We start from the raw sequence: 18,618 nt of genomic DNA, 5'->3' as shown, positions 1-18,618 counted from the left end.
CTGCTAAAAGGCGTCGAGTTCGTCGCCCGTGCGCCTGGTGACAGGTGGAAGCCGCGCCGTCACCGTGGACACCGTGCACAGTTCACCCCGACCGCCGCGCCCCGACACCTCGACCACCGCCGAGGACCGTCCGATGTGGTGGAGTCGGGCGACTGCGACGAAGGGCGCATCGGCCACGACGGGCCGTAAGTAGTTGGTGTGCACGTGTGCCGTTGCCAGAGCGGGGTTTCGGGCGCCGACCGCCGCGGCCGCCGCCAGTTCGGTGACACAGGCCGACACCCCGCCGTGCATGATCCCGAATCCGTTGACCCAGTTTCCGGGTTCGGCCAGCGAAATCTGTACGCCCTCGGCGAGGTGGTGAACGTCGATACCGAGCACCGCCTCGATACTGACCGCACCCGTGCCGACACTCGACGCAGCCTCCGTGACGACCACGGGATCCTGTGCGGTGGCCGCGAAGAACACCGTGCGCGTCGTTCCCACTGCGACCAGATCCCCGGCACCGGTGGTGATTCGGCACTGCACGAATGCCTCCGTCCCCTGGACGACCTCGACCGCCTCCGCGAACAGATGACCGCCGACGGGAAGTTCACCGATCACATCCAGCGTCAGCTCGGCGGTCAAGGACCAGGTGTCGGGCGGGCGGCGCATGTACGGCAGCTCACCGAGGATATGGTCGGCCAACACCATCAGCGCGCCGGCCAACGGCCGCCCCTGGGCGTCGCACGCCCAGGAAGGGACGACGTAAGCACAGCGGTTTCCCGACGCAGTCGGCGCACAGTCCCGAAGTCCGAAGCGCGCTTCGACCGATCCCGGATCGTCGATCGTGCACCACTGCGTGCGAGCCTCGACACTGGTTGGCAGGTGGCGGTGATCAACCAAGGGGCATCCTCAATGAAGGGTGATAGGTACTGAGATACAACAGAATTGCGGGCGACGGCGGCCGGTGGTTACACCGGCTCTCCGAGAAGACGCCGGGCGGCACGCTCACCGCTGACCACCGCGGTCTCCACACCCAGGTGCGCCAGGTAGTCCCCGGCAATGCCGATGCGTGCCGGCATCTTGTTCCGGAGTTCTTGCATGGCGCGATAGTGCCCCGGCGGACAGATTGCCAGCGCACGCTCGATTCCGAAGACCTCTGCGACCGGATCCGGGAATCCCTTGCCCAGGGTTTCGCTGACATGGCGCAGCGCAGTCTCGATCAACTCGTCGTCGGTGAGTTCTCGGGTGGCCGCGCTGGAAAAGTACGAGTTCGTCATACACCCGCCGGCCGGTACCAACTGCGATGTCGCCGAAGTCTTCACGATGGTGCCCAACAACGGACGAGGTCCGGCGCCGATCGGCAGAAGCATCTCGAATTCGTTTGCGGGCCAGGGATTTCTCACCCACCGCAGATTGACATGGGCCATCGACGCATACGGGGCAGATCTGAGCGCCTGCACCTCCGTGGCCCCCAGACCGGACTCGAGGAGACCGGCTGCACGCGCAGCGTCCGTGGCGACGATCACCCCGTCGACACGCGACGTCTCGCCCTGCGCGGTGGATACCACCACCTCGGCACCGTCGAGATCCACCGCCACCACCTCGACCCCAAGGCGCACGTCGACATTTCTCGTCAATGCGGCACACACACTGCCCATACCGTCACGAGGCAGGAAGAACTTGGCGCGGTGCGCCCGCTTCATGATGCCCTGCAGGTATGGCACGGAAAGGTCGCGGCAGTCGGTGCCGAACGACGGCTCGATCAAGGGACGAACGAAATATTCGAACGCGTTGTCGCCCAGCCTGGCCCGCGCCCACGTCTCCATATCCTCGCCCCGGTCGAAATCCGCAAGGCTGTCGGTTTCGAAGGGATCTGGCGCAGGCCCGGCAATCGCCAGGACTGCTCGCAGCACCAGGCGCGCCTTGTCGCGGACCGACAACATCGGAAGCTTGAAAAACGACGGTGCGTAGTCATACCGGATGGGATGTAGGGTGTCGCCGTCCCACAGACCGGCAAGGGGTGACCAGGGTTTCAGCAGGTCCTTGGTTCCACTGTGCGCCAGCAGTTCGATACACCGCGCATACGAGTTGAGCATGTAAATCGCGCCCAGTTCGACACCGAAGCCATCGCGTTGCACGGTCCGGGTGCGGCCGCCGAGATTGTCCGAAGCCTCGAAGAGAACCACATCATGCCCGGCCCGCGTCAGCACAGACGCCGCCGCGCTGCCCGCAGCTCCCCCGCCCACTACCGCAAACATGCATTTCCCTCTCGACCTCGAATATGTCGTGATATGTCGTTCCGGCAGAATCGATTCCGTCAGCGGATTACGCCAACAGATACAGACCGATCAACACCGCACCCACCACCACATTCCACACACCGAAGACCGCCTTCAGCGCAACCGGCGCTTCGCGGATCTCCATGAAGTACCTACCTACGAAATGCACCTTGGTGAAGGCGATCACGATGATGCTGATGGCCGCGTAACGCTGCGGCAGCTCGTGCCCGACACCCAGAATCCAGGACGCCAGCGTCGCTGCGATCAGAGCAAACCACACCACGGTGATACGGTCGCGCAGAAGTGTTGTCAGCATCATTTCACCAGGTAGAGGAGTGGGAAGATGACGATCCACAGCAGATCGACCATATGCCAGAAGCACGCCGCGCCTTCGAGATAATCCCGCTCGCGGCCCACCAGGACCGGCTTCCGCGTCAGCTTGGCCATAAACCCGAGTAGCGCCAGACCGATGGCGACGTGGAACAGGTGCAACCCGGTCATCACGTAGAAGTACATGAAGAATTGATTGGTTGTGGGCACCAGATCGTGGGAGATCTTCACGCCGTATTCGATGGCCTTGTTGACCACAAAGATCCCACCACAGGCCATGGCACCGAAGATCAGCCGGCGGGCCAGCTGGTGGGCGTTCTTGCGGACCGCGCGGACCGCCGTGACCACCAGCAGTGAGCTGGTCAACAGCACCAGCGTGTTGAACACTCCGAAAGTCTGGTTCAGTGCGAGCTGGGAGTCGTTGTAAAGCCCGGGATCTTGGCCGCGGTAGTACAGGAATACGCCGAATAACACTGCGAACACTGTCATATCGCCGAAGAGGAAGACCCAGACGCCCTCCTCGGCCGGCAGCCGCCGCTCGGGTTTCTCCGCTTCCGCCGTGGCGTCGGTGGGCCGCATTCGCGCCGACGTCATCGCACCCGGGCCAATACCACTGCGCTTCGGTCAGCCTCGTCGTGGTCGCTGCCGGTGGCAGGCGTCCTGGTTTTCACTGTCGGGCACCCCTTCGTCGTCGATGCGGGCCGATCGGCAATAATTTAACATGAAATAAAAACGAGGGTAAGGTGCGTGCCATGCTCAATCAGCTCAGTGATGAAGAGGCGTTTCTGGTCCAGACGGTGCGGGCTTTTGTTGATCGTGAGGTCAAGCCCACTGTGCTGGAGGTGGAGCACGCGAATAGTTATCCCGAGCGGTGGATCGAGCAGATGAAGCAGATCGGGATTTTCGGGTTGGCGGTGCCGGAGGCTTTTGGGGGCAGTCCGGTGTCGATGCCGTGTTATGCGCAGGTGACTCAGGAGTTGGCGCGGGGGTGGATGAGTCTGGCCGGGGCGATGGGCGGGCACACCGTGGTGGCCAAACTGCTCACGTTGTTCGGTACCGAGGAGCAGAAGCAGGCGTATCTGCCGAGGATGGCGTCCGGGGAGGTACGCGCGACGATGGCGTTGACCGAGCCCGGTGGGGGTTCGGATCTGCAGGCGATGAGCACCGTGGCGAAAGCTGATGGTGAGGATCTGGTGATCTCCGGGGCCAAGACGTGGATTTCGAATGCGCGGCGTTCGGATCTGATCGCGTTGTTGTGTAAGACCGATCCGTCCGCGTCCCCGAAGCATCGGGGTATCTCGATTGTGTTGGTGGAGCATGGGCCGGGTTTGACGGTGTCGCGGGATCTGCCCAAGTTGGGGTACAAGGGGGTGGAGTCGTGTGAGTTGGCTTTTGATGGGTACCGGATCAGCTCATCGGCGATTCTGGGGGCGCAGCCGGGTCGGGGTTTCGCGCAGATGATGAAGGGGTTGGAGACCGGGCGGATCCAGGTGGCGTCGCGGGCGTTGGGGGTGGCCACGGCGGCGTTGGAGGATTCGTTGGCTTATGCCCAGGCGCGGGAGAGTTTCGGTCAGCCGATCTGGAAGCATCAGTCGATCGGGAATTATCTGGCCGATATGGCCACCAAGTTGACCGCGGCGCGGCAGCTGACCTGGTATGCCGCGCGCATGTATGACAGTGGGCAGCGCTGCGATATGGAGGCCGGGATGGCGAAGCTGTTCGCGTCCGAGGTCGCGATGGAGATCGCGTTGAACGCGGTGCGCATTCATGGTGGGTACGGGTATTCCACCGAGTACGACGTGGAACGGTATTTCCGGGATGCCCCGTTGATGATCGTCGGGGAAGGCACCAACGAGATCCAACGCAACGTCATCGCCGCACAACTGGTCGCCCGCGGCGGACTCTGACGACGCCGTGACCGACAGGACGATCGAACGCAGCACCGACGCTCGCTGGGACGGACTGGAGGCGCCCTGGCCGACGCTGTTCGCCTGGGTCGAGCATACGACCGGTGGTCGAATCCTGGAATGGAAACGGCAGGCCCGCTGGCGACCGGCGTGGTTTCTCACCGTGGAGATCGATGGCGAGATGCGCCGGCTCTACGCACGTTGTCAGCGCGAAGAAGCCATGCCCTGGACGCGGACGCTCTCACTTCGACGCGAGTACGACATCATGCGGGTGCTGCACGACGAAGGTGTCACGGTGCCCGCTCCCCTGGCGTTCTGCGAGGAACCCGAGGCGATTCTGATGGCCTCGGTCGATGGGCGGGATCGATTCGACGAACGCGACGACCCACGGGTCCGCGACCTGGTCATCGCCGACTACGTCCGCCGGCTCGTTGCCGCTCATCGGCTCGACACCGGTCCGTTCGAGGCGATCGGCCTGTCCAAGCCATCCTCACCTCAGGACATCGGATACATGGGGTTCGGGCTGTCCGAGAAGTGGTACCGCGAAGTCAAGCCCGCCCCCGACCCTGTCATCGAATTCATCGTCGCCTGGCTTCATCGCCATGTTCCGGCGCACCGGCATGAGGTGTCCTGGATCCATTTCGACGCAGGCCAGTTCCTCCATGCCGAGGAACACGTCACCGCGTTGATGGATGTCGAGTTCTCTTGTCTGGGCGATCCGATGGCCGACCTCGGTGCGATGCGGATGCGCGACACCGCCCAACCCATCGGCGACCTGACCCATGCCTACACGTTCTACGCGAACGAGAGCGGCCGGCCGATCGATCGCGCTGTGGTGAACTTTCACGCGGTCCGCTTCGCCTTGCTCACCGCGATGCTCTCGGCGGGCACCCGCGCAAACCCGCCGGCCGAGTTCGATCTCGCCCAGTGGCAGGCGTGGTCGTTGATGTCGCTGACGCTGTGTCTGGAGATCATCGCCGAGGAGAGCGGCTTTGAGCTCGACCCGCCTCCGGCGCTGACGTATCCGACCATCCGCAACGATCCGGCTCACCTGGCCGTCCAGCGAATCGTCGACGACATGTTGGCCGACGAGAACCTCGACGACCACGCGGGATTCCGCCTCCGGGTGGTCAGAGACCTGCTCCCCGGGCTACAGCGCAGCGCGCAGGCGATGTCCTACGTGGACGCACTGGACCAAGTCGAGGCCGACGAACTGCTCGGCTTCGCGCCGCGGGACTGGCGACAGACCGATGAGGAACTGGAGGACTTCGTTCGACAGCACGGGGCCACCCGTGAGACCGAGGTCGCCCGCTTGCTGGCCCGGCGTCTACGCCGGCAGATCGACCTCATCGAGCCCGGGATGCGCGACGTCCGCGAATTCCGGGTACAGCGCATCGATTGGGCGGCGATACCGACGAAATGAGACTCCACCTCCCGCGCCGTAGGACATGACGGGGTGGCGCTCCTATCATCGAGCCATGCCCGCGAAACTGCCAGCACCCGAGTCCAGCGACACCAAAGCGCAACGGACGCGCACGCGCATCCTCAACGCCGCCGCCCAGGTGCTCAGCGTCAAGGGCTACGCGGGCACCCGGTTGACCGATATCGCCGACCAAGCCGAACTCCGTGCCCCCGCGATCTATTACTACTTCAAATCGCGCGAAGACCTCATCGAAGAGGTCATGTTCTGCGGGATCAGCGACCTGCGCACCTATCTCCAGGACGCTCTTGACGCGCTGCCGCCGGACACGGCACCCATGGACCGCATCATGACTGCGGTCGAATCACATCTGCGCCATGAGCTCGAGTTGTCCGACTATGCGCGGGCATCGATCCGCAATTCCGGGCAGATCCCCGTGCACCTGAAGACTAGGCAGAAGAAGGAAGAGGCCGCCTACGACCGGATCTGGCGCGGGTTGATGAAAGACGCCGCAGCCGAAGGCCAGATCCGTGACGACCTGAACCCTCCACTCGCCCAGGCCTTGGTTCTGGGCGCCCTCAACTGGACTGCCGAGTGGTGGCATCCGCGGCGCGGCTCGGTCGAGACAATGGTGTCCAACGCACAGGTTTTCGTGAAACACAGCCTGAGCCCGGTTCCCAAGAAGCAACGCACCACACGGCGCCGCTGATCCGCCCCCTGGCACCACTGCCCGGCGCGGAATCCGGTTTACAGTATTTTTGATTCTATGTTAAATTATTTTCCATGACTGAGGCTTATATCGTTGACGCAACTCGAACCGCAGTGGGCCGCCGCAAGGGTGGTTTCGCGGGGTCACATCCGGCCGATATGGCCGCGCATGTGATCAAGACCGTCGTCAACCGTCACGACATCGATCCGGCCGCCATCGACGACGTCATCCTGGGGTGTCTGGACAACATCGGATCCCAGGCCGGCGATATCGCACGCACCGCCGCCCTGGCTGCCGGGCTTCCGGAATCGGTGCCCGGCGTGACCATCGATCGCCAGTGCGGATCCGCCCAGCAGGCAGTGCATTTCGCGGCCCAAGCGGTCATGAGCGGCACCTCCGATCTCATCGTGGCCGGTGGCGTCCAGAAGATGAGTCAGTACCCGATCCTGAGCGCTTTCGGCGCCGGCGAGCCGTTCGGATCGACCGATCCGTGGACGGGTTGCGAAGGCTGGCGGGCCCGCTACGGCGACCAGGAGATCTCCCAGTTCCGTGGCGCGGAGATGATCGCGGAGCAGTGGAAGCTCAGCCGTGAAGACAACGAGCGTTTTGCGCTGGCCAGTCACCAGCGCGCGCTCGCCGCGATCGCGGAGGGCCGCTTCACCCGCGAGATCACCGAGTTCGCGGGGATCAGCGTGGACGAGGGACCGCGTGCCGACACTTCGTTGGAGAAGATGGCGGGGCTGCCGACCCTCGTCGAAGGGGGCGTCCTGACGGCCGCTGTCGCCAGCCAGATCTCCGACGGCGCCGCAGCACTACTGGTGGCTTCGAAGGCCGCCGTCGACCGGTTCGGCTTGACCCCTCGCGCCCGCATCCATCACATCTCGGTCCGTGGCGCGGATCCGGTGATGATGCTGACGGCGCCGATCCCGGCCACCCAGCACGCGCTCAAGCGCGCCGGCATGTCCATCGACGATATCGATACCGTCGAGATCAACGAGGCTTTCGCTCCCGTGGTGTTGGCCTGGCTGGCCGAGCTGGGGGCCGATCCCGCGAAGGTCAATCCCAATGGCGGGGCGATTGCCCTGGGGCACCCGATCGGCTGCACCGGCGCGCGACTGATGACGTCCATGCTGCACGAGTTGGAGCGCACCGGGGGCCGGTTCGGCCTGCAGACCATGTGCGAAGGCGGCGGCCAGGCCAACGTCACGATCATCGAACGGCTGTAGGCGATGAAGCGTTCCCTCTACGAGGCCGACCACGAGGCCTACCGCGAGACCGTTCGCGAGTTCCTGGCCAGAGAAGTCGTTCCCCATCAGCATGATTGGGATCGCGACCGCTGGATCGACCGTTCGGTCTTCGCCCGCGCTGCCAAGTCCGGTATCTACGCGCTGCAGATCCCCGAGGAGTACGGCGGGGCCAGCGAGGCCGACTACCGATACCGCATGGTGGTCTGCGAGGAGATCGCCAGGATCAACGCACTGTCGTTCGGCCTGACGGTCAGCCTCCAGGATGACCTGGTCCTGCACTATCTGCTCGATCTGACCAACGACGAGCAGAAGGCACGCTGGCTGCCCGGTTTCGCCGCAGGCGAGCTGATCGGCGCGCTGGCCATGACCGAACCCGGCGCGGGCAGCGATCTGCGAGGCATCCGCACCACGGCGCGCCTGGACGGTGACAACTGGATCCTCAACGGCCAGAAGACGTTCATCTCCAGCGGAATCATGTCCGATGTCGTCGTGGTGGCCGCGCGGACCAATCCGGACGGTGGTTCCAACGCGCTGAGCCTGTTCGTCGTCGAACGCGATACGCCGGGCTTCGAGCGTGGCCGCAAGCTCGACAAGGTCGGACTCCCCGCCCAGGACACCTCCGAACTGTACTTCCGCGATGCAGTGGTGCCCGCGCAGAATCTGCTGGGCGAAGCAGGTAAGGGGCTGCAGTACCTGATGAGCCATCTGCCGCGGGAACGACTCGGGGTCACCGCGAAGGCGATGGCCACCACCCGCGCGATCTTCAACATGACCGTCGAGTACTGCCAGAGTCGTCAGGCGTTCGGCGGCCCGCTGACGGACAAGCAGCATGTCAGGTTCGAACTGGCCGAGATGTCCACCGAGATCGACATCGCCGAGGCCTACACGGACCGGAGTGTGCTCGCCTACAACGCCGGCGAGCTCACGCCCGTCGATGCCGCCAAGGGCAAGTGGTATTTGAGCGAATTGCAGAAGCGCGTCATCGACCGGTGCTTACAGTTGCACGGCGGTTACGGGTACATGCTCGAGTATCCGGTGGCACGCGCCTATCTCGATACCCGCATCCAGACGATCTACGGCGGCACGACCGAGATCATGAAGGAGATCATCGGCCGCGATATCGCCGCGTCCTGAAATCGTGACCAGCTGCGCGGGCCGAGGTGTCACTCGGTCCGCGCAGCTGCGTTCAGGGCTCCGCGCCGGCCCGACTTCGTCAACTTCCCCACTCGACAGCATTTTCGAATCTACAATAGAAATATCTCAACCATTCGACATGAGGAGTGGACGGTGTCCAGCAGCCCAACGGATTCGGTGACGCAACAGGCAGCCGACACGCCGCCCACCGATACCCCAGATCGACCATTCGACCCCGTCGACATCTCTCCGAAGGCGTTCTGGGCGCTCTCCGCCGAGGAACGCGACGTCTCGTTCGCCGAACTCCGTCAGCGCGCGCCCGTGAGCTGGCAACCGCCCGCCGAAAGCGACCTGGCACCGCCGGGGATCCCCGGCTTCTGGGCGGTCACCACACACGAGTTGATCCGTGAGGTCAGTACTCACCCAGAGTTGTTCTGCTCAGGTCAGGGCATCCAGCTGGAGGATGTACCCGACGAATTCCTCGAGGCGGCATCGTCATTCCTGGCCATGGACGGTCCGCGGCATCTCACCTTCCGCCGGTTGATGAGTGCGTCGTTCACCCCCAAACAGGTCAAACGTATCGAGGAACAGATCCGCGAGCGCGCCGCCACGATCGTCGACGAGTTCTTGGCCAAGGGCGAGGGCGACTGGGTCGAGAATGTCAGCAAGCAGATGCCCATGCACACCTTCTACGACATGGTGGGGCTGCCGCAGGACCGCCGGGAAGAGGCGGCCCACTACGCCGATGAGCTTGCCGGCTGGAACGATCCCGATATCGCCGCCGGCCGCACGGCGGCCGAGGTGATGAACGACGCGTTGGTGGGCAACCTCAGCATCGGCCTGGACTTCGCCGAAGCCACCCGTGCCTGCCCGCGCGACGACATCTGGTCCAACCTGGTGTCGGCGCAGGTGGACGGTCGCGACCTCACCGACGACGAACTGGCCTCGATGTTCGTGCTGATGTCCTTCGCCGGCAACGACACCACACGCACGACCCTGTCCCTGGGTGTGAAGGCGTTCGTCGACAACCCCGACCAGGTGGCCTACCTGCTGGAGGACTTCGAGGGCCGCATCGACGCGGCCATCGACGAGGTACTGCGGTGGGTGACACCGGTGATGACCTTCCGCCGCACCGCCACCCAGGACACCGTCTTGGGCGGCCGGCAGATCCGCAAGGGTGAATGGGTGGTGATGATCTACTCATCGGGCAACCGCGACGACACTGCCTTCACCGACCCGTGGACATTCGACATCTCCCGTAAGCCCAACCAGCATGTGGCCTTCGGTGGTGGGGGGCCGCACTACTGCCTGGGCGCATTTTTGGCCAGGATGCAGATCCGGCACATGCTGGACCAGATCCTGCACCGGCTCCCCGATCTCCGACTGGACGCCCCCGACATGTTGGTGAGCAACTTCGCGGCCGCCGTCAAGCGCATGCACGCCGGCGCAGGCTGCCCCGTCCAGCACTGACGGAAAACCTGCGCCTGCCACCGATGCGATATCGGTGGCAGGCGCAGGTATTGTCTTGGCGCACTGGGCGGATGGCCAGATCAGGCCGCGAGCTGGAAGAGCCCCTCGATCAGTCGGCGCCGTTCCGACCACCCGGCCGAACGCAGATCGACGTGACCGTCCTCGGTGACGATCACCTCCACATCGTGGGCAGGCGTCGACGCCGGCCGACTCAACACCTCGACAAGCGTTGAGCGGCCGTTGAATTGCGCCGGCACAGCGATGATGGACAATCCCGATCGGTTCATCCGGGCCGCCGTGCAGTAGTCCGGGTGTCCCCCGATACCGCCCACCACCTTGTGGCCGACGCCCTCGACGTTGACTTGACCGAACGGGTCGATCTCGATCGCGGTGTTGACCGCGACGAACGGCGCACCCCGGGCCAGTCGGGTGACGTCGTGGCTGTGTTCGATGCCCCGCAGGATCGGCCGACCGTCGGCCCATCGGTACAGCTCGGCGCCTCCGAACAGGTAGGTCGCCGCCGGCTCACCGATGAGCAGCCCCCGCCGTTCCAGGTCCATCACCGCATCGGTGAGCAGTCCGGTGTCGATGGCCAGTGCCTTGGTGCAGCGATGCAGCAGCGCGGTACCGAGCTGACCGGGTCCGCACTGGAGTCGGGCGCCTTCGGGAATGAGGTCCAGCACCCGGTCGGCCAGGGCTTCGTGGATGGCCTCCGCCGGCCGCGACGGCAGATCTGCGGGGCTATCGCCGGTGCGGCCGATGATCGTCACCGCCTCCGGTGCCACCGGTTTTCCGGCGCACGCCGACGGCGCCCCTTCGTCGAGTACGGCCCACACCGGCACGCCGATGTCGACGAGCGTCTGCTGCCACGACACCTCGGTGCAGAACTGAAAGCCGCCGTCACGTCGGGTCATCCGGGTGAGCAGCACGTCCGGACGCAGATGCGAACCCAGTAGTGCGGGGATGGCGGCCATGCTGGTCGGCACCGCACTGGTGACCGGGCTGGGAAGCAACGTCCGCACACCCCAACCCGGCATGAGGGTGACGATCCGGGTAAAGGCCTCCGGGGTGATCCCCAGCGGCGCCACCGGGCTCCAGCCCAACACCAAGGTGAGGCCGAGGCCACCGGCCGCGTACGTGCTCAGCACCTCGCCGACGGTGGAGCCGTCGTCGAGCATGTTCGCCGCGCCCACACCATCGCCGAGGGCGATGACGAGATCTCGATCGCCGGCGCGACGCAGCAGGGCGGGCAGTTCCGTCGTTGACACCTCGGCGATTCCTAGGAGCCCACGCCGGCTGCGGTGAGCAGGGCCCTGCGGTCGACGACCTTGACCCGGGGTCGCGAGGCCGCCGCACCCAGCTGTCGCTCGGCGGCATCGATACGGCGCCAGCCGGCCAGGTCCACCACGGTCACGCCGTGCGCCGCGAAGTCCGTGGCATCCAGCCCGGTCTGGGAAGCCGGGTCCGGCAAGCTACCGGCCCGGGCATCGGCCAGGAGGTTGGTGACGGTCTCCCGCGCACACAACCGGTTGGTGCCGATGACACCTCGGGGGCCGCGTTTGATCCAACCGGTGACGTACACCCCCGGTACCGCGACACCGTCGCGGATCACCCTTCCGCCCTCGTTGGGAACGACACCGGCGGCCTCGTCGAAGGGCAGCCCCTCGATCGGCGTGCCGCGATATCCGATGGACTTCAGCACCAGCGCCGTGTCGATCGAGACGACGCCCGCGGCGCCCTCCACTTCCAGGGCCTGTACGCGATCGTCGCCGACGATGCGCACCGGCCGGGTACCGAAGCGCAGCACGATCCGCTTGTTGCCCGCGGTGCTCGGCCGCTGCGCGTACTCACCGACGATATCGAATTTCAGGGCACGCTCGTGATCGTCGGGCCGCTCTCCGAGCTCTCCCTCGATCACCACATCCACACCCGGTAGCCCACCGAGCGCCAACAACTCCCCCACCGAGAACGCGCCGTCTGCCGCACCGCGGCGGCCCAACAAGACGACTTCACGCACGTCACCGGCGGCCAGCTGGTGCAAAGCGTGTTCGGCGATATCGGTGGCCGCCAACTGATCCGGGTCCATCACCAATACCCGCGCCACATCCAGCGCCACGTTGCCGTTGCCGACGATCACCACGCGCGGACCGGCCAGATCGAATCGCCGCTCGGCATGGTCGGGGTGTCCGTTGTACCAGTTCACGAACTCGGCGGCCCCGATGGTGCCCGGCAGCTCCTCCCCGGGGATGCCCAGCTCGCGAGTCGTGGAGGCGCCCACCGCATAGATCACCGCATCATGGTTGGCCATCAGCTGGTCGTGGGTGACGTCTTGTCCGACCGCGACGTTGAAGAAGCACGTCACGTTGGGGCTGGCAAGCGCCGTCTCGAAGACCTGCACGACGTCCTTGGTGCGTTGATGATCGGGCGCCACGCCGAAACGCACCAGGCCGAACGGTGTTGGCAGCCTGTCGAAGACATCCACCTGAACTCCGTTGGTGCGCGCCAGATCGGCCACGGCGTAGCACGCCGCCGGGCCGGCGCCCACCACCGCCACCCGCAGCGTGTCTCGTCCCACCGGAGCCGGGGTCCAGTTCGCCGGGATGGGACGGATGGCCAACGGCTCGGTGGCGAAGAAGTCGGCATTGATCGTCTTGAATCGTTGCTGAGATTCCGGCAGTTCATCCTCGTGGTAGATCGCCCCGACAGGACACACCGCGACGCACGCACCACAGTCCACGCACGACGCCGGATCGATGTACAGCATCGGTGCGGCCGCGCCGGCCTGATCGGGCACGGGCCGGATGCAGTCCACAGGACATACGGGGACGCAACTGGCGTCGGTGCAACAGTTCTGGGTGATGACGAAGGCCATTGCCTTGTGCAACCTCTCCTGTGGTTTTCGAAGGAATGCGGGGAACGGCACACCGACGGTGTGCCGGACGTCGGTCAGCCGTCGATCGAGATGGCACCGGTCGGGCAGTTCGCCACGGCTTCTTGCGCCATCGCGGCATCGTCTTGCGCGCCGCCGATCACGTGTGCCTGACCGTCGTCCCCGACCTCGAACACGGTCGGTGCCGTCATCTCACACATTCCGATTCCGGAGCATTTGGTGCCGTCTACGCGGATATTCATCAGAACAGCCTTCTCATGAGTTTCACTGCCCGGTCCGTATAGGGCGGGTAGACGAGCGACAGGTCCGGCCGCGCGGTTTTGGCCAACACGGCACGGCGGTGGCTCAATGCCTCGAACCCCCAACGCCCGTGGTACTGCCCCATCCCGCTGGCGCCCACGCCGCCGAATGGAAGCTGCGGAACCAGGCAGTGCATGGCGATGTGGTTGATCACCGCGCCGCCGGAGGGAATGGCGTCGATCAGTTCGCGGCCCAGCCGCTGCGAGCCGGTGAAGACATACAGCGCCAGCGGTTTGGGTCGTGAGTTCACGAACTGGACGGCGGCCTGGGTGGATTCCACGCTCATGATGGGCAGCAGCGGGCCGAAGATCTCATCCGCCATCACAGGGTCGGTAGGCGCCGGATCGCGGATGACGGTCGGTTCGATGGTCAGTGCGTCGGCATCTGCACGACCGCCGGCGACGATCGTGCCGGTGGTCGTGTCGATCAACCCGGCAAGCCGGTCGAACTGCCGCCGGTTGACGATCCGAAGACCGCTGGTGTGTTCCTGAGCCCGAAACGCCGCAACGGCGGCGATGACCTTATCGGTGAAGCTGTCCGCCACGGCCTCTTCGACCAGCACGTAATCCGGCGCGATGCAGGTCTGGCCGGAGTTCATGAGTTTGACCCACGCGACGCGGCGCGCCGCGACATCCAGGTCGGCGTCGGCAGTGACCAGCACCGGGCTCTTGCCGCCCAGTTCGAGCGTCACGGGCGTCAGTGTGGGGGCCGCGGCCGCCATGATCTTGCGGCCGATCTCGGTGCCACCGGTGAACAACACGTGATCGAACCCTTGCGCGATCAAGTTCTGCGTGGTGCCACCGTCCCCCTCGATCACCCTGATTGCTTGATTGTCAAGGTATTTGGGAATGAGTTCGGTCAGCAGTTCCGAAGTGGCCGGTGCGAGTTCCGACGGCTTGAGCACGGCACAGTTGCCGGCCGAGATCGCGGCGACCAGCGGAGCGACACTGAGATAGAACGGGTAGTTCCACGGCCCGATGACGAGCACCACGCCCAGCGGGTCGTACTGCACCCAGCCTCGGCCGGGCATTTGCGCCAGCGGAAGTGGCTGTCGGTCGCGGCGCATCCACTTCTTGAGATGCTTTCGCGCATAGGCGGCTTCACCTTTGGTGGAGGCGATGTCGCCCAGCCAGGCTTCCACCGGCGGGCGGCCCAGGTCATGGGCCAGGGCCTCGGCGATCGCCGGCTCCTGCTCGTCGCACAGCGCTTCGATGGCTGCCAACTGGTCCAGGCGCCACCGCAGCGGCTTGGTGCGGCCGGTCGCGAACGCGCGCCGCAGATCGGGCAGCGCGGTGCATTCGTGCGCGGCGCCCGAAGTGTCGGTTACTGCTTTCAGTGTCATCGAGGCCTCAGAATTCCGGCTTCGGGACCACGCCGGTGCTGACGGCGCCGGTGAGGCCGCCGTCGACCGCCAGAGCCTGCCCGTTCACCCACCGCGCGGCGTCGGAGGCCAGGAAGAGCACCACCGAGGCGATATCGGCGGGGTCTGCGTGCCGGCCGAGGAGTTCCTTGACCCCGTCCAGGGTGTCCTTGCCCATCGACTCCTCGAAGTCGACCAGGATCGGAGTCTCCACCGGGCCCGGGAGAACCGCGTTGATCCGCAATCCCATCTGGGCCAGGGCCAAGCCCATCGACTGGGTGTACACGGTGCTGACTTCTTTGGAGAAGTTGTAGGCGTTGCCCTGCTGCGGGTTGGCCTTGAACCAGGCGGCGCCCTCCTCGAAGGTGTCGGTGGCCAGCACGTCGCGTATCGCCTCGAGCCGCTCCGGCCAGCCGAAGCCGGCGGTCGAGGACACGATGGTGATCGACCCTCCGGGCACGAGCCGTTCGAAGAACGCTTCGCTGAGGTGGCGCACAGCCAGGCTGTTGACCGCGAAGACGAGATCCGCCGGCGCCGTCCCCGGAATACCGGCGACGTTCATCAGTCCGTCGTAGGGCCCCTCGAGGGTCTCCAGGGCCGCGTCGATACTGCGCGGGTTGGCGAGATCGACCTCGATATGTCGGGTGACCTTGGCCTGCGGCTGATTTCGGTCCAGGCTGGTCACTTCGGCTCCGGCAGCCAACAGCTGCTCGGCGACGGCGTGGCCGATACCGGAGGCGGCCCCGGTGACGACGTAGTGCTTTCCCGAGTACTCGGTCATGGTGGTTCTCCGGTCAGTCGAGGGTGTAGGGCAGGGATTTGACGGCGTGCACGAAGTTTCCGGTCAAGAATTCGGGGTCACCGACCCGTAAGGTGGGCGCGCGATGGACCAGTTCCCGGAAGATGGCCTCCAGCTGCATCTTGGCAAGGAAGGCGCCCATGCAGAAGTGGGGTCCCCCGCCGCCGAAACCGACGTGTGCGTTCGGCTCCCGGGTGATATCGAACTCGTGTGGATTGGCGAAGGCGCGCTCGTCCCGGTTGCCCGATGAGTACATCATCAGCACCCACTCCCCTTCGCGTACCAACTGGCCGCACAGTTCGGTGTCCTGGGTGGCGGTTCTGCGGAACGTCATGACCGGACTTGCCCAGCGCACGAACTCCTCGATACCGCGCTTGATGTGGCCGTCGAAGTCCCGTTCCAGCAACGCGCGCTGATGCGGAAACTGTTGCAGGGCCATCGTGGTCAGCGTCACGGTGTTCCGGGTGGTGTCGTTGCCGGCCACCGAGAGCAGCACGAAGAACGCGCCGAGTTCCTCGTCGGTGAGTCGGCGACCGTCGATCTCGGCCTGCACCAACAGCGACATCAGGTCCGATGTGGGATGAGCACGACGCTGCTCGGCGAGTTCGAGCCCCGTGGTGAGCAGCCCGACCAGGGATTCGTTGAGGACCTCGCCCGATTCGCGTCCGGCGGCCACATCGGCATCCGCCCAGGACACCATGCCGTCCGCATTGTGCGCCGCCTCATCGCGGTATTCCGCAGGCAGCCCGATCATCTCGTAGATGGTCCACATGGGCAGCCGCTTGGACACCTGCTCCACGAAGTCACCGCTGCGCGTCTTGAGCAGGTCGGTCACGATCGTCGCCGCCTGGACCTTGATCTGGTCCTGGATCTTGGCCACCTGGCGTGGCGTGAACACCGAGCTGATCAGCCGGCGCAGGATGGAATGCTGGCTGCCGTCCATCGCCAGGAAGGACTGTGCGGCGTCCAGAATGTCTTCCGGCACCGCCTCGATCATCACGCCTTGGCCCGAGCAGAACAATTGCGGGTTCTTGCTGATGTAGGCGATGTCCTCATTGCGGGTCACCGCCCAGAGGCCGTCGATCTCGGCTTCCATCAACGCGCCTTCGATCGGCGCGTGCCAGCTCAGCGGTCGTTCGTCGCGCAGGATCTTGAACGACTGCTCGCGTTCGTCGGCGGTCTTGGCCCAGAAGCTCAGCGGGGAGATGCTGACGGGATCGTATTCCCTGGCGGTGGTGAGCATTTGGGTATTCATCAGTGTGCCTCCGCGTAGCGTTGTTGGAGCTTGCGTTTGGCCAGCTTTCCGGTCGCCAGCCGTGGGAGTTCGTCGACGAAGTCGACGCTGCGCGGCGCCTTGTAGTGCGCGATCCGTTCACGCACATAGTCGATCAGCTCCGCGGCCAGCTCGTCGGAGCCCGACCAGCCGTCCCGCAGTTCGATGACGGCCTTGACCTGTTCACCCATCTCGGGGTGCGGAACACCGATGACGGCGACATCGGAGACCTTCGGGTGCAGCGCCAGCACGTTCTCGATCTCCTGGGGGTAGATGTTCACCCCGCCGGAGATGATCATGAACGCTTTACGGTCGGTCAGGAACAGGTACCCGTCTTCGTCCAGGTATCCCACGTCACCCACGGTCGACCAGTTGTCGTGGCCGGGATGTCGTGCACTGGAGGTCTTTTCCGGGTCGTTGTGGTACTCGAACGGGGCCTGTTCGCGCTCGAAGTAGACGGTTCCGACGTCGCCGGGGCCGAGTTCGACGCCCTCGTCGTCACAGATGTGCAGGGTGCCCAGCGCCGCCCGGCCCACCGACCCACGCTTGTTCAGCCATTCAGGGGTGGTCACGACGGTGACGCCGTGACCCTCGGTGGCGCCGTAGTACTCCACGAGAATCGGTCCCCACCAGTCGATCATCGCCTGCTTGACATCGGGTGGGCACGGCGCGGCGGCGTGCACCGCCAGCCGCAGCGTCGACGTGTCGAAGGAGTGCCGCACGTCCTCGGGCAGCTGCAACATCCGGATGAACATGGTGGGCACCATCTGGGTCACGGTGATGCGGTGGGCCTGGATGGCGGTCAAGGCGGCGGTCGCGTCGAACTTCTCCATCAAGACCACGGTGCCGCCCAGGGCGTGCACACCGCCGCACCACTTCAGGGGTGCGGCGTGGTAGACGGGCGCCGGGGACAGGTAGCGGTCGCCGGCACTGATACCGAACGCATGCGCCAGCATGCCCACCAGAGGATCACCGGGTTCGTCGACCTGAATGTCCAAGAGGACGGGTTTGATCCCCTTCGGCCGTCCGGTCGTCCCCGAGGAGTAGAGCATCTCGGTCCCGCGAGGCTGGTCCCGCAGAGCCTCGAAACGATCGTCGATGAGAACGTCGTAGGGCTGATGACCGGCGATCTGGCCACCGTAGGAGTACCGATAGCCAACCTGGGGTGTCAGCGCGACGATCTCTTCGGCCAGGCCCCGCACCCCCGCCGAGGCGAACAGCACACGCGCGCCGCAATCACTGACGATGTAGGCCGCCTCGTCCGCGGCCAGGTGCCAGTTCACCGCGGTGATGTACAGACCTGAACGAATGGCAGCCCAATAGACCTCGAAGGCTTCCACCGTGTTGTCCGATAACAGCGCGACCACGTCGCCGCGGCGCAGACCCATACCGTGCAGAGCGCTGGCGATGGACGCCGAACTCCGCTCCAGCTCGCCGTAGGTCAACGTCCGGCCCGACTCGGCCATGATCACGGCCGGACGTTCCGGATCCGATGTTGCGTGGATTCCCGGGAACATC

The 18,618-nt window shown here is 65.2% G+C and carries 17 protein-coding genes; 6 read left to right on the top strand and 11 right to left on the bottom strand.

Annotation, left to right across the window (positions count from 1 at the left end; translation table 11 throughout):
* Positions 1-3: 3 nt before the first annotated feature.
* From QN239_RS14965 to QN239_RS14950, 4 genes are all read right to left on the bottom strand, one after another.
* On the bottom strand, positions 4-705 hold the full coding sequence (locus QN239_RS14965) for a PaaI family thioesterase (RefSeq protein ID WP_499011456.1): 702 nt from the start codon (positions 703-705) through the stop codon (positions 4-6).
* Between the two features lie 245 nt (positions 706-950).
* A complete protein-coding gene (locus QN239_RS14960; protein WP_499011454.1) occupies positions 951-2,240 on the bottom strand; it encodes a protoporphyrinogen/coproporphyrinogen oxidase in 1,290 nt (429 codons plus the stop codon).
* A gap of 67 nt (positions 2,241-2,307) precedes the next feature.
* Complete coding sequence (locus QN239_RS14955) at positions 2,308-2,577, bottom strand: cytochrome C oxidase subunit IV family protein (RefSeq protein ID WP_499011452.1); 270 nt, start codon at positions 2,575-2,577, stop codon at positions 2,308-2,310.
* Complete coding sequence (locus QN239_RS14950; protein ID WP_499011449.1) at positions 2,577-3,185, bottom strand: cytochrome c oxidase subunit 3; 609 nt, start codon at positions 3,183-3,185, stop codon at positions 2,577-2,579. Before QN239_RS14950 ends, QN239_RS14955 begins: the two co-directional genes overlap by 1 nt.
* Positions 3,186-3,343: 158 nt before the next feature.
* Between QN239_RS14950 and QN239_RS14945 the strand changes: the two genes are divergently transcribed.
* From QN239_RS14945 to QN239_RS14920, 6 genes are all read left to right on the top strand, one after another.
* On the top strand, positions 3,344-4,498 hold the full coding sequence (locus tag QN239_RS14945) for an acyl-CoA dehydrogenase family protein (protein ID WP_499011443.1): 1,155 nt from the start codon (positions 3,344-3,346) through the stop codon (positions 4,496-4,498).
* A gap of 7 nt (positions 4,499-4,505) precedes the next feature.
* Positions 4,506-5,921, top strand: a complete 1,416-nt coding sequence (locus QN239_RS14940) for a phosphotransferase (RefSeq protein ID WP_499011441.1) — start codon at positions 4,506-4,508, stop codon at positions 5,919-5,921.
* 55 nt (positions 5,922-5,976) lie between these two features.
* Positions 5,977-6,627, top strand: coding sequence for a TetR/AcrR family transcriptional regulator (locus tag QN239_RS14935; protein WP_090364224.1), 651 nt, complete (start codon positions 5,977-5,979; stop codon positions 6,625-6,627).
* 74 nt (positions 6,628-6,701) lie between these two features.
* Complete coding sequence (locus QN239_RS14930; RefSeq protein ID WP_090364202.1) at positions 6,702-7,853, top strand: acetyl-CoA C-acetyltransferase; 1,152 nt, start codon at positions 6,702-6,704, stop codon at positions 7,851-7,853.
* Between the two features lie 3 nt (positions 7,854-7,856).
* On the top strand, positions 7,857-9,008 hold the full coding sequence (locus QN239_RS14925) for an acyl-CoA dehydrogenase family protein (RefSeq protein ID WP_187095937.1): 1,152 nt from the start codon (positions 7,857-7,859) through the stop codon (positions 9,006-9,008).
* 153 nt (positions 9,009-9,161) lie between these two features.
* The gene (locus QN239_RS14920) at positions 9,162-10,478 is read left to right on the top strand and encodes a cytochrome P450 (RefSeq protein ID WP_499011438.1); all 1,317 of its coding nucleotides are present in this window, start codon (positions 9,162-9,164) and stop codon (positions 10,476-10,478) included.
* Positions 10,479-10,558: 80 nt separating this feature from the next.
* On the opposite strand, the gene QN239_RS14915 is transcribed toward QN239_RS14920, so the two are convergent.
* The 7 genes from QN239_RS14915 to QN239_RS14885 form a co-directional block, all read right to left on the bottom strand.
* Positions 10,559-11,746, bottom strand: coding sequence for an acetyl-CoA hydrolase/transferase C-terminal domain-containing protein (locus QN239_RS14915; RefSeq protein ID WP_499011436.1), 1,188 nt, complete (start codon positions 11,744-11,746; stop codon positions 10,559-10,561).
* Between the two features lie 11 nt (positions 11,747-11,757).
* Positions 11,758-13,350, bottom strand: a complete 1,593-nt coding sequence (locus QN239_RS14910) for an FAD-dependent oxidoreductase (RefSeq protein WP_499011434.1) — start codon at positions 13,348-13,350, stop codon at positions 11,758-11,760.
* Between the two features lie 74 nt (positions 13,351-13,424).
* Positions 13,425-13,610, bottom strand: coding sequence for a ferredoxin (locus QN239_RS14905; protein WP_499011432.1), 186 nt, complete (start codon positions 13,608-13,610; stop codon positions 13,425-13,427).
* Positions 13,610-15,010 (bottom strand): aldehyde dehydrogenase family protein, encoded by a 1,401-nt coding sequence (locus tag QN239_RS14900; protein WP_499011429.1) that lies wholly within the window; start codon positions 15,008-15,010, stop codon positions 13,610-13,612. Before QN239_RS14900 ends, QN239_RS14905 begins: the two co-directional genes overlap by 1 nt.
* A 7-nt stretch (positions 15,011-15,017) precedes the next feature.
* Positions 15,018-15,809, bottom strand: coding sequence for a coniferyl-alcohol dehydrogenase (locus tag QN239_RS14895; protein WP_090364194.1), 792 nt, complete (start codon positions 15,807-15,809; stop codon positions 15,018-15,020).
* Positions 15,810-15,822: 13 nt separating this feature from the next.
* The gene (locus QN239_RS14890) at positions 15,823-17,082 is read right to left on the bottom strand and encodes a cytochrome P450 (protein ID WP_090364192.1); all 1,260 of its coding nucleotides are present in this window, start codon (positions 17,080-17,082) and stop codon (positions 15,823-15,825) included.
* Positions 17,082-18,617, bottom strand: coding sequence for an acyl-CoA synthetase (locus QN239_RS14885; protein ID WP_499011427.1), 1,536 nt, complete (start codon positions 18,615-18,617; stop codon positions 17,082-17,084). Before QN239_RS14885 ends, QN239_RS14890 begins: the two co-directional genes overlap by 1 nt.
* Position 18,618 lies beyond the last annotated feature (1 nt).

Source organism: Mycolicibacterium sp. Y3 (genome assembly GCF_051188035.1).
GTDB lineage: Bacteria > Actinomycetota > Actinomycetes > Mycobacteriales > Mycobacteriaceae > Mycobacterium > Mycobacterium fluoranthenivorans.
This window is presented reverse-complemented; position numbering and strand designations above follow the sequence as displayed.